Below are 11,738 nucleotides of genomic sequence, written 5' to 3'. Positions count from 1 at the left end.
ATCTCGTCGTAGAATGATCACTCTCGCCCGTCATGCTCATCGATCAACCGACGAGCAGGAGACCCATTAGATCGGCTTCGCTGCCACGACGAGATCGCCGGCGCGCTGGTCCTGCTTCAGCAGCGCGGCCAATTCGCTCTCATCGAGCGTCTCCTTGACCAGCAGCCGGCGCGCGGCGCGCTCCAGGACGTCGCGCTTGTCCTGCAGCAGCTTGCGGGTGCGCTCGAGCGCTGCGGTCACGATGGTACGCACCTCGGCGTCGATCGCGTCGCCGGCCGCCTCGCCATAGTCGGCGCTGCGCGAGGCGCCCGGCGCCAGGAACGACTGGTTGTCGCGCTCATAGGCGACCGAGCCCAACTGCTCCGACATGCCGTAGCGCGTCACCATCGAGCGGGCGATGTCGGTAACGCGGCGGAGGTCGTCCGCGGCGCCCGTCGACAGATGGCCGTAGACCACGAGCTCCGCGGCGCGGCCGCCGAGCAGCACCGCCATCTTGTTCTCGAGCTCCTCGCGCGTCATCAGGAAGCGGTCCTCGGTCGGACGCTGGATGGTGTAGCCGAGCGCGCCGACGCCGCGCGGAATGATCGAGACCTTGTGCACGGGATCGGTGCCCGGCAGGCTCATCGCCACGATCGCATGCCCCATCTCGTGATAGGCGACGATCTCGCGCTCCTTCGGATTGAGCAGCCGGTTGCGCTTCTCGAGCCCTGCGACGATGCGCTCGATCGCGTTGTTGAAATCATCGAGCGTCACCTCGTTGGCGCCGCGCCGCGTCGCCAGCAGGGTGGCCTCGTTGACGAGGTTGGCGAGATCGGCGCCGGTGAAGCCCGGCGTCAGCGCCGCGACCTTCTCGGGATCGACGTCGGCGGCGAGCTTCGCCTTCTTCAGATGCACGTTGAGGATCTGGATGCGGCCAGGCTTGTCGGGACGGTCGACCAGCACTTGGCGGTCGAAGCGGCCGGCGCGCAGCAGCGCCGGATCGAGAATCTCCGGCCGGTTGGTCGCCGCGAGCAGCACGAGGCCGGTGGAGGAATCGAAGCCGTCGAGCTCGACCAGGAGCTGGTTGAGGGTCTGCTCCTTCTCGTCATGGCCGCCCGCGAACGGGCCCATGCCACGGGCGCGTCCGAGCGCATCGAGCTCGTCGATGAAGATGATCGCCGGCGCCTTGGCGCGCGCCTGCTCGAACAGGTCGCGCACGCGCGCCGCGCCGACGCCGACGAACATCTCGACGAATTCGGAGCCCGAGATCGAGAAGAACGGCACGCCGGCCTCGCCCGCGACCGCCTTGGCGAGCAAGGTCTTGCCGGTGCCGGGCGGGCCGACCAGCAGCACGCCCTTGGGCATGCGGCCGCCGAGCCGGCCATAGGATTTCGGATCCTTCAGGAAGGACACGATCTCGCGCAGCTCGTCCTTGGCCTCGTCGACGCCGGCGACGTCCTCGAAGCGGACGCCGGTGTTGGCCTCGACATAGACCTTGGCCTTGCTCTTGCCGATCTGCATCAGGCCGCCGCCGAGCCCGCCGGCGCCGCCCATCATCCGCCGCGAGAGCCAGTACCAGACGCCGAAGAACAGCGCGATCGGCATCACCAGCGAAAGAATGTCGCCGAGAATGTTGCTCTCGACCCGGCCGGTGAAGGTGACGTTGGCCTTGGCGAGCTCCTTGGCGAACTCCTGGTCGACGCGGGTGGTCGCGAAGCGCGTCTGCCCGCTCGGCAGCGGCTCCTTCAGCGTGCCTTCCAGATAGTTCTCGGAGACGCCGACCTCCTTCACCTTGCCGGCGTTGAGCAGATCCTGGAATTGGCTGTAGGGAATGACGGCGACCTGGCGATAGCTCGTCCACGCATTGTGGATCATCATCGCGACGAAGATCGCGACAACAGCGTACCAGAGATTGAAGCGGGTCTGCTTGGTCATGGGTCTCTCGATCGGTGATCAGTCGAAAACGGGCGGCCGCAACCTGCGGATCATCCGGCGCCGCCCTCAGGTGCGGTCCTGCGCTGCGGCCTTGGGCACGAACACCGCCACCGCGCGCGGCAGCACGGAGAAGCGCGCCGGCGTGAAGGTGACGAGCTCGCCGTCGGCATTGATCGGGCGCGGCCGCCGGGTGCGGATCTCGAATGATGTGTCGCGCGATGCGCGCACCTCCTGCCACAGGCCGTGGCGGCCCCTGCGGAAGTCATAGGCCATCGCCAAGAGCTTCCAGACGCGGCCGATCTCCAGCGAATAGAGATCGAGGTGGGAATCGTCGATCTCGGCACGGTGGTCGACCGCCATGCCGCCGCCGTAGTAGCGGCCATTGCCGACCGCGATCTGCAGCGTCTTGACGCGCACCGCGCCGTCGGACGACACGATCATCGCGCGGAACGGCCGGGCATTGGTCAGCACCTTCAGCGCCGTGACCGCATAGCCGAGCCGACCGAACCTGCGCTTGGTCTCCTTGGTCAGTTGACGCGCGAGCTCGGCGCTCAGGCCGAGGCTGGCGACGTTGAAGAACGGATGGCCGTTGACCTCGCCGAGATCGATCCGGCGGCGATGGCCGGCGGCGATCACGTCGACCGCGGCCTCCATGTCCTGGGGCAGGCCGAGCGTACGGGCAAGGTCGTTGGCGGTGCCGGCCGGAATGATGCCGAGCGGCAGGCCGGTCCTGACCAGCGCCGGCGCAGCCGCGTTCAGGCTGCCGTCTCCCCCGGCGACGACGACCGCCTCCGCGTCGTCGGCATGGGCCTCGATCCACGGCGCCACCTCGCGCGGACTATGCGGTGCCGAGATCACGAGATCATAGCCGGCCGCGCTCAGCCGCGACACGGCAATGCCGGCCGCCTCGCCGCCGGAGCGGCTGCCGCGGTTGATGATCATCAGGAGGCGGCGCGTTGCCACGGCGGGGCGCGACGGCGGCGCCTTCGCGATCGATACCTGGTCACCCCCCGTGGTCACGATTGTCTCCCGTACACAAGATGCCAGCGCGCCTCGGCGCGCGGGTTCCATACAAAGTGGCGAGCAGGCACTCCGGTTCCATCACGATCCCGGCCCCAACCGGAGGATTCCGGAAGGCACGCGGATGACGATTGTCGGGATGGTGAAGTGGGGGGCGAGAGCCGCGAGGGCCGATAGCTACAAGCGACGCGTGTGGCCGCATCTCGTCAAACTCCTCCGCGCTCCAAAGCGCGCAATACCGTCAGCGGTATCGGTCATGAAAGAGAGTCCGACATCATAGTCCCGGGGACTATCAGAGGGGCCCGGATCTCCGGTCCTCTGGAATTAGTTGACCGACGCCCGCCTGCAAGACGCCTGCCGGGGTGGCAGACACTCTGTCGCACCTCGCCGTTCATCTTGCTGAACGTTGACGCAAACCGCGGGCTCTTGAAAACCAATCGGCACACACCTACGTCCGTCGCCTACCCCTGGTCCGGGCCCCTCTGGTGAAGCTGCCGGTGCGCTCACGATGTCGGACCTGACATCAATCTCACCGGCCTGATTAAGAGGACCCGTCGTGGAATTCCTGTTCATCGCGTTTGCCGGCAAGCCCGTCTGGATGTGGCTCGCCTTCCTCGCAATCGTGCTCGCCCTCCTCGTCTTCGACCTCGGCATCCTCCATCGCAAGACGCGCGAGATCTCGGTCCGCGAGAGCCTCGTCATGAGCGCCGTCTACATCATGCTCGCCCTGGCCTTCGGCGCCTGGGTGTGGTGGCAGCTCGGCGCTGAGGCCGGCACCGCCTATCTCACCGCCTTCACGATCGAGAAGGCGCTGGCGATGGACAACGTCTTCGTCATCGCCATGATCTTCAGCTATTTCGCGATCCCGCGCGCCTATCAGCACCGCGTCCTGTTCTGGGGCATCGTCGGCGTGATCGTGCTGCGCGCGATCATGATCGGCCTCGGCGCCGCGATCGTCGCCCAGGCGAGCTGGGTGCTGTATCTGTTCGCGCTGTTCCTGGTCGCGACCGGCGTCAAGATGCTGGTGTTCAAGGACAAGCCGCACGACGTCGGCGCCAATCCGGCGCTCAACTGGATGCGCCGCCGCTTCGACGTCACCGACCGCCTGCACGAGGAGCGCTTCTTCGTGCGCCAGCCCGACCCGCGCGGCAAGCCGACCTGGTTCATGACGCCGCTGTTCCTGGCGCTGATCCTGATCGAGTTCGCCGACGTGATCTTCGCGGTCGACTCGGTGCCCGCGATCTTCGCGATCTCGACCGACCCGTTCGTGGTCTACACCTCGAACATCTTCGCGATCCTCGGCCTGCGCGCGCTCTATTTCGCGCTCGCCGCGATGGTCGATCGCTTCCAATATCTCAAGCTGGCGCTGGCGGCGGTGCTGATCTTCATCGGCTCGAAGATCTTCCTGGCCGACCTGCTCGGGCTCGAGAAGTTTCCGCCCGCCATTTCGCTCGGCATCACCTTCGGTCTGCTCGGCGCGGGCATCGCCTACTCGCTGTGGAAGACGCGGCCTGCGGTCGAGCCGATGAAGTGAGGCAGGTCAGAGGACATGAGGTTGCTGCGTGGCAATGAATGATGTCACATCCGACGATGAGGACTCCTCGGCGCCGCGCCGTCACAACGGGCCGATCAGCCGCCGGCTGCTCGCGATCGCCCGCACGGTGCGGTCCGAGGAGCCGTCGATCGGCGAGTTGTTCGACCGGCTGGAGTCGGAAGGTCTCGGCCTGACCCTGCTGCTGCTGACCCTGCCGGCGCTGATCCCGTTGCCTGGCCCATTCGGCATGGTGTTCGGCACGTTTGTCGCGCTGGTCGCGTTGCAGATCCTGTTCGGCGCCGAGCGGCTGTGGCTGCCCGAGCAGTTGCGCCGCCGGCCGGTGCCGCAGCGGCTGCTGCGCAAGATCATCCGCGCCGGGCTGGACTGGGCGGGCTATGCCGAACGCGGCCTGCGCGAGGACCGGCTGGTCTGGCTGACCGGCCGGCCGGCGCGGATGCTGCTCGCGCTGCCGCTGCTGCTGATGGCCGTCACCATCATCCTGCCGATCCCGATGGGCAACGTGATGCCGGCGCTGGCGCTGATCGCCGCCTCGATCGGCTTCATGGCCGGCGACGGCCTCGCGGTGCTGGTGTCGATCCTGATTGCAATGGCCGCCGTGGTGTGGACGGCCGTTCTGCTCTACACCGGCGCCGCGGCGGCCGATTATGCCGCAACTCTCCTGGCACGGCTTGCGGTGCAACTGCGGGCCATGCTGGAAAGCATCGGTGTCGATCTCGGCTTTGCCGCCGGCGTGACAACCGTGTTTGCAGTGGCAACCGGCATCGCCGCGCTGGCCCTCTGGGTGCAGGCGGTGCGCCACCGCCGCAGCCGGCGCGCATCCTACGATCCGGCGCAGGATCCCCGCGAGCGCTCCCGCGCGCTGGCGCGTCGCGGCCGCGGCCTCGTGGCCGCCGCGAGCATTGCGACCACCGCAGCCGCCGTCTTCGTCGCCACGCGCTTCATGCTCACCGGCTCGATCTGAAGTTCCCGCTGTGGCAGCGCGGCCGCGCGACGGTGCATTGCGGCTGCGACGGACATATCTCCGTGAGCGCCTGTCCGCGCAAGCGCGAGCACTTGTCATTGAAGCGGCAACAAAAAATGCGACCGGTAAGCGCCGACGCGTCGCGTATCATCGACGCCCTGCGAGAAATGCCACTGTCCCTTTGTGCCGGCTGCAGCTATACGAGAGATGACTGTCACTAAACGGTTACAGAATCGACACATGCCCGATTCGAACGCACCGGCGTCGATCCACGGCGATGGCCATGCGGTCGGCGTGCGGGAGGGTGGCGAGTCGGCGAGCAGCGATCCCGGCGGCGCCGCCGACAGCTTGACTGCGCAGCACCTTGCCGATCATGCGGTCACGCAGGGTGATGCCACGGCGCCCAGCGTGGACGCCGCAGCGCCGTCCTTGCCGGATCCGGCGGCCGGCAGCGGCCACGAGATCGAGCTGAAGCTTCTCGTCCCACCCGATCAGCTCGCCGGCTTCAACAACGCGCCGGTCGTCATCGCGCATGCGCGCAACAAGGGCTCGCGCAAGCATCTGACCTCGGTCTACTACGACACGCCAAAGCGCACGCTGTGGAAGAACGGCTTCACCTTGCGGGTGCGCCAGAGCGGCTCGCGCTTCGTGCAGACCGTGAAGGCGCAGCACTGCGACGATCCGCTCAAGCGCGGCGAATGGGAGGCGAATGTATCTTCGCTGGCGCCCGATCCGGCGCTGGCGGCCGCGCTGCTGCCGGAGGAGCTGCGCGCGACGCTGGCCGATGCAACGCTCGAAGCGGTGTTCACGGCCGACGTGCATCGCCATGCGCGCATGCTCGACGTGCCCGGCGCGACCATCGAGATCGCGTTCGACAGCGGCGTCATCAAGGCCGCCGAGCACAGCGAGATCGTGAGCGAGATCGAGCTGGAGCTCAAGAGCGGCAACCCCGCCGCCATCTACGAGATCGCACAGCGCATCGGCGATCACGGAGCGATCCGGCCTTCGATCCGCAGCAAGTCGGCGCGCGGTTTCGATCTCGCCACGGGCAAGGCTCCCGGCGCCGAGAAGCCGCGCAAACCGTGCCTCGATCCAGCGGTGTCGCTGGACGAGAGCTTTGCGATCGTCCTGCGCGGCAGCCTGCATCATCTGTTGCAGGCGATGCCTGCGGCGGAGGACGGCCGTGATCCGGAAGGCGTGCATCAGTTGCGGGTGGCGCTGCGCCGCCTGCGCGCCGCGCTGCATCTGATGCGGCCGCTCGGGACCTCGGCGAGGCTCGACGGCCTCGAGGCGGATGCGCGCTGGCTGGCGCAGAGCCTCTCGGCAGCGCGCGACCTCGACGTGTTCCTGACCGATACGCTGCCCGAGATCGCCGAGGCCTGCCCGACGGTCGCAGGCTTCGACTCGCTCCGGGCGCTCGCCGAGCGGCGGCGCGAGCTCGCCTATCGCACGCTGCGCATCGCGATTGCCGAGCGCCGCTGCGCCGCTTTCGTGCTCGGCCTCGGCGAATGGATCGAGACCCGCGGCTGGCGCAACGACGTCTCCCCCGACGATCTCCGACGCCTCGCCGCGCCCGCGATCGATTTCGCCGGGCCCGTCCTGTCGGAGCGCCATCAGAAGGTGCTCAAGCGCGGTCGCCGCTTCAAGAAACTGCCGGCCGAGCGCCGCCACCGGCTGCGTCTTGCGCTGAAGAAGCTGCGCTACAGCATCGACTTCCTGCTGCCGCTCTACGGCGCCAGCAAATCGGCGAAGAAATACGCGAGAACGCTCGCCGGCTTCCAGGAGCAGCTCGGCCACTACAACGACATGGCGGTCACCGCCGGCGTGATCGAGACCCTCGGCACCACCTCCACCGACGCGGCGATCGCGGCCGCCGCGATCACCGGCTGGCAGTCGCATGCCATGGCGGGCGTGGAGGAGCCACTGCGCGAGGCGTGGCGCGCCTTCACCAAGGCGCCGACGCCGTGGGAGGCCGAGGAGGCGTGACGACCGGAGGCCGATGACGTCGGTTCATGGACCGCATTGATCTGGTTCAAGACGTCCGGGCGAGAGATGTAGGAGCGTGATCCCATGAAGATATCCAGCGTGACGTGTCCTCATTGCCGTGCCGCCTACGAGATCGCGGAATCGACATCCGCGGTCGGCTCGGCCGGCCGGTTCGACTGCGGCGTCTGCGGGACGCCATTGGCGGCGTGGGACGAGCCGAAGCTGCGGGCCTTCCGGCTGGAGGTGCCGCCCGAGCACAAATACCCGCGCGTGCCGGCCCCCGCTCCGCTCGCCTGACTCCCGTTCCGAAATCCGGAACGACCGGCATGGTCGGTCGAGATGACCGCGCATCTGCGCATGGCACCATGGCCGGGCGCAACTTGCCTGGCTTTTTTGACCGGGTCATAGTCGGTGACAGCGCGGTGCTGCCGGCCGGTCTGGCCGCATCACTGCAGCGTCCCATTCCACTTCAGCGAGTCATCCGGTCCTCATGCCCATCCTCAACAGCATTGCCGCTCTCTCCGACGAAATGGCCGCCTGGCGCCACGATTTCCACGAACATCCCGAGCTGTTGTACGAGGTGCATCGCACCGCCGGCATCGTCGCCGACAAACTGCGCGAATTCGGCTGCGACGAGGTCGTGACCGGCATCGGCCGCACCGGCGTGGTCGGCGTGATCCGCGGCCGCAAGTCGGCCTCCGGCAAGACCATCGGCCTGCGCGCCGACATGGACGCGCTGCCGATCGAGGAGACCTCGGGCGTGCCCTACGCCTCGAAGACGCCGGGCCTGATGCATGCCTGCGGCCATGACGGCCACACCGCGATGCTGCTGGGTGCCGCCAAATATCTCGCCGAGACCCGCAATTTCGACGGCACGGCGATCGTCATCTTCCAGCCGGCCGAGGAAGGCGGCGCCGGCGGCAAGGCGATGGTCGACGACGGCCTGATGACGCGCTGGGGCATCCAGGAGGTCTACGGCATGCACAACATGCCGGGCGTCCCCGAAGGGCATTTCGAGATCTCGCCCGGACCGATGCTCGCCTCGGCGGACGCGATCCACATCAAGGTCACCGGCAAGGGTGGCCATGGCGGCGCCGGCCCGCACCGGGCGATCGACAGCATCCTGATCGCCTCGCAGATCGTCAACGCGCTGCAATCGATCGTCGCCCGCAACGTCGACCCATTGAAATCCGCCGTCATCTCGGTCTGCTCGATTCACGGCGGCACCACCTTCAACGTGATCCCCGAGACGGTCGAGATGCTCGGCACCGTGCGCACGCTCGATCCGGAGATCCGCGATCTCGTCGAGAAGCGGATCGTCGAGGTCACCGAAGCCACCGCGCGCGCCTATGGCGGCTCGGCGGAAGCGATCTACGAGCGCAAATATCCGGTGACGATGAACCACCCTGCGCAGGCGGCTTTCGCCGCCGACGTCGCCCGCGAGATCGCTGGCCAGGAGCGCGTCAACGACCGCGCCATTCCGCTGATGGGCGGCGAGGACTTCGCCTTCATGCTGGAGGCCCGCCCCGGTGCGTTCGTGTTCCTCGGAATGGGTCCCGGCAACGAGTGCCACCATCCGGCCTACCGCTTCAACGACAACATCCTCAGCGCCGGTGCGTCGTACTGGGTGAAGCTGGTCGAGAAGAGCATGCCGGCGAACTGATCGGCTGACGAAAACGTAAGGTGGGCAAAGCAGCCGCCGAAGGCGGCAGCGTGCCCACCGTCGCGCGGCATTCTCCGCGGCGAGATGGTGGGCACGGCGCCACCACGATCTCACGCGACGAAACAGCACGGCCGCGCCTTTGCCCACCCTACAGACTGGATTCCTTCGCTCGCAATGACGCCGGTGGTGGGCACCGGAAGCCCTCCAAGCTCCGACATCGCGAGCGCCAGCGAAGCGATCCAGGGGCGCAGTGCGCGAACCAGACTGGCGTGCGCTTCGAACTCCAAGGGAACAGTTCGCTCCCTATCGAAACGTCGCGCGCGGCCAGCGGCTAGGAGAAGGGCTCCCTCTCCGTCCACGAGGCCCATATGCAGCGCAGCTCCGACCTCCCCCGAGACCTCGCCCTCCTGTTTCTGCTCTCCACCCTGTGGGGCGCCTCCTACACCCTGATCAGGATCGGCGTCGAGACGATCCCGCCACTGACCCTGATCGCCGCGCGCACGCTGATTGCGGGGCTGCTGCTGGCCGCGATCATCCGCAGCCGCGGCCTCGCCTGGCCGCGCGAGCGCAGGATCTGGCAACGCTTTCTGATCCAGGCCGGCCTCAACAGCGTCGTTCCATTCACGCTCATCGCGTGGGCCGAGCGCACCATCGAGGCAGGCCTCGCCACGATCCTGAACGCGACCTCGCCGATCTTCACCTTCCTTCTGACCGCGCTGGTCACGCGCCACGAGCCCGTCACGCTGCGCAAGCTGATCGGCGTCGCGGCCGGCCTCGCCGGCACCAGCCTCATCGTCGGCGTCGAGGCGCTGCACGGGCTTGGCCAGCAATTATGGGCCCAGCTCGCGATCGTCGCCGCCACCATCTGCTATGCCGGCGCTGCGATCCTGGGCAAGAGCTTCAAGGGGCTCGATCCGATGCTGCCGGCCGCGGGATCGCTGCTGTCGGGCGCCGCGGTGCTGATACCAGTCGCGCTCGTCGTCGACCATCCATGGGCGCTGGCACCGTCGCTGCGCTCGGTGCTGGCGCTGACCGCGCTCGCGACCGTCTCGACCGCCGCCGCGATGGTGATCTATTTCCGCCTGGTGCAGACGCTCGGCTCGATCGGCGCGACCGCGCAATCCTATCTGCGGGTGCCGATCGGCGTTGCGATCGCCGTCGCCGGCCTCGGCGAGCGCCTCGCGCCGACGGCGTGGATCGGGCTCGGCTGCATCGTCATCGGCGTGGTCGCGATGACGATGCCGGTGCGCAAGGCGGTCACGAAAGATCGGGAGGCGTCGTAGCCCGCATGAGCGCAGCGACATGCGGGGACGGTTGCCCGGGGTCGCTTCGCTCGCCCGGGCTACGCGGAGCGAGCAAACCACGCCTCACCCGATCGCGATCGCGATCGCGACCTTCCCGAGATGCGCGCCGCTCGCCATGTAGTGGAACGCCTCGCGTGCCTCGCTGAACGGAAACACGCGATCGACCACCGGCTTCACCTGATGCAGCGCCAGCGCGTTCGCCAGCGCCTGGAGATCATCGACCGCGCCGACCGTGACGCCCTGCAGCCGCTGCTGCTGCATCACCATCAGCGGCAGCCGCAGCTCCGAGGCCGGGGCGCCGGCAAGCACGCCGATGAAGGCGATGGTGCCGCCGATCCGGGTGGCGCGGATCGATTCGTTCAAGGTGCCGACGCCGCCGACCTCGACCACGAGATCGACGCCCTGCCCGGTGATCTCGCGCGCCTTCTTGCCCCAGTCCGGCACCTGCTTGTAGTTCAGCGTCACGTCGGCGCCGAGCGCCGCCAGCCGCGCGATCTTGGCCTCGCTCGACGACGTCGCGATCACCCGCGCGCCGGCCATCTTCGCGATCTGCAGCGCGAAGATCGAGACGCCGCCGCTGCCTTGCGTCAGCACGGTCTGGCCGGGCCCGATGCCGCCGAGCTTGATCACCGCACTCCAGGCGGTGACGCCGGCGCAGGGCAAGGTCGCAGCCTCGATGTCGGTGAGATGCGCCGGCGTCCGCACCAGCGCCTGCATCGGAAACACCCGATACTGCGTCAACGTGCCGTCGACGGCGCCGCCCAGCGCCGCGCGCATCTTCGCCTCGCTCGGCTCGCCGCCGGTCCAGCTCTCGAAGAAGCTGCCGATGACACGGTCGCCGGCCGCGAACGCCGCGACACCCTCACCGACCGCCTCGACCACGCCCGCGCCGTCGGACAGCGGCACCAGCGGAAATTTCTGCCGCGAGCCGTAGCCGCCCCTCACCGTGAGCAGGTCGCGATAGTTGATGCTCGCCGCGGTCAGCCGCACCAGCACCTCGCCTCTCCCCGGCTGCGGCACCGGTTTGTCGACCAGCGCCAGCGCATCGATTCCGCCGGGCCCCTGCAGCTCGTAACATTGCATCGGATGTCTCCCGCCCCTGCGGCGCCGCCTTGTTGTTCTGACGGGAATGGTGAAGCGTTTCGTGCCGGCGATCAAGCCGAGTGCGTTCCGCGCGACGGACAAACGACGCGAACCCGCGCCTATCCGATGGACACGGCGCCGGCGGCTCTCAGTCCTCGATCAGCGGAATCACGACGTGGTTCAGCACATATTCCGTGCCAACCCAGGTGATGGTGATCGAGAGCAGCAGCAATCCAGCCAGCAGAAGCATGT

At 67.9% G+C, this 11,738-nt stretch carries 9 protein-coding genes; 6 read left to right on the top strand and 3 right to left on the bottom strand.

What is annotated here, in order from left to right:
- Window positions 1-66 precede the first annotated feature (66 nt).
- Window positions 67-1,914, bottom strand: coding sequence for an ATP-dependent zinc metalloprotease FtsH (ftsH, locus tag ACQR1H_RS02145; RefSeq protein WP_315801172.1), 1,848 nt, complete (start codon window positions 1,912-1,914; stop codon window positions 67-69).
- A gap of 66 nt (window positions 1,915-1,980) precedes the next feature.
- On the bottom strand, window positions 1,981-2,934 hold the full coding sequence (locus tag ACQR1H_RS02140) for a lipid kinase (protein ID WP_315801173.1): 954 nt from the start codon (window positions 2,932-2,934) through the stop codon (window positions 1,981-1,983).
- 556 nt (window positions 2,935-3,490) lie between these two features.
- Here ACQR1H_RS02140 and ACQR1H_RS02135 point away from each other — a divergent pair.
- From ACQR1H_RS02135 to ACQR1H_RS02110, 6 genes are all read left to right on the top strand, one after another.
- Window positions 3,491-4,468: a TerC family protein gene (locus ACQR1H_RS02135; protein WP_434907049.1), complete on the top strand. Its 978-nt coding sequence runs from the start codon at window positions 3,491-3,493 to the stop codon at window positions 4,466-4,468.
- Window positions 4,469-4,496: 28 nt separating this feature from the next.
- Entirely contained in the window at window positions 4,497-5,450 is a 954-nt protein-coding gene (locus ACQR1H_RS02130; RefSeq protein WP_316183095.1) for an exopolysaccharide biosynthesis protein, read from the top strand.
- A gap of 240 nt (window positions 5,451-5,690) precedes the next feature.
- Window positions 5,691-7,436, top strand: coding sequence for a CHAD domain-containing protein (locus ACQR1H_RS02125; protein WP_434880720.1), 1,746 nt, complete (start codon window positions 5,691-5,693; stop codon window positions 7,434-7,436).
- Between the two features lie 84 nt (window positions 7,437-7,520).
- Window positions 7,521-7,733 (top strand): hypothetical protein, encoded by a 213-nt coding sequence (locus tag ACQR1H_RS02120; protein WP_315801177.1) that lies wholly within the window; start codon window positions 7,521-7,523, stop codon window positions 7,731-7,733.
- A 193-nt stretch (window positions 7,734-7,926) separates the two neighbouring features.
- Window positions 7,927-9,099 (top strand): M20 aminoacylase family protein, encoded by a 1,173-nt coding sequence (locus tag ACQR1H_RS02115; RefSeq protein ID WP_315801178.1) that lies wholly within the window; start codon window positions 7,927-7,929, stop codon window positions 9,097-9,099.
- Window positions 9,100-9,467: 368 nt separating this feature from the next.
- Window positions 9,468-10,382 carry a DMT family transporter gene (locus ACQR1H_RS02110; RefSeq protein ID WP_434907048.1) on the top strand — a complete coding sequence of 305 codons (915 nt, stop codon included), beginning with the start codon at window positions 9,468-9,470 and terminating at the stop codon, window positions 10,380-10,382.
- 84 nt (window positions 10,383-10,466) lie between these two features.
- Here the strand turns inward: ACQR1H_RS02110 and ACQR1H_RS02105 are convergent, their stop codons facing one another.
- Complete coding sequence (locus ACQR1H_RS02105) at window positions 10,467-11,486, bottom strand: zinc-dependent alcohol dehydrogenase family protein (RefSeq protein WP_434907047.1); 1,020 nt, start codon at window positions 11,484-11,486, stop codon at window positions 10,467-10,469.
- Window positions 11,487-11,738 lie beyond the last annotated feature (252 nt).

It is taken from the genome of Bradyrhizobium sp. HKCCYLRH2015, assembly GCF_051168215.1.
In the GTDB taxonomy this organism is placed as follows: Bacteria; Pseudomonadota; Alphaproteobacteria; order Rhizobiales; family Xanthobacteraceae; genus Bradyrhizobium.
This window is presented reverse-complemented; position numbering and strand designations above follow the sequence as displayed.

Bases quoted from the DNA above. Each gene is read 5' to 3' on its own strand.
- ftsH (WP_315801172.1), bottom strand. From the start codon at position 1,914: ATGACCAAGCAGACCCGCTTCAATCTCTGGTACGCTGTTGTCGCGATC.
- ACQR1H_RS02105 (WP_434907047.1), bottom strand. From the start codon at position 11,486: ATGCAATGTTACGAGCTGCAGGGGCCCGGCGGAATCGATGCGCTGGCG.
- ACQR1H_RS02120 (WP_315801177.1), top strand. From the start codon at position 7,521: ATGAAGATATCCAGCGTGACGTGTCCTCATTGCCGTGCCGCCTACGAG.
- ACQR1H_RS02125 (WP_434880720.1), top strand. From the start codon at position 5,691: ATGCCCGATTCGAACGCACCGGCGTCGATCCACGGCGATGGCCATGCG.
- ACQR1H_RS02115 (WP_315801178.1), top strand. From the start codon at position 7,927: ATGCCCATCCTCAACAGCATTGCCGCTCTCTCCGACGAAATGGCCGCC.
- ACQR1H_RS02110 (WP_434907048.1), top strand. From the start codon at position 9,468: ATGCAGCGCAGCTCCGACCTCCCCCGAGACCTCGCCCTCCTGTTTCTG.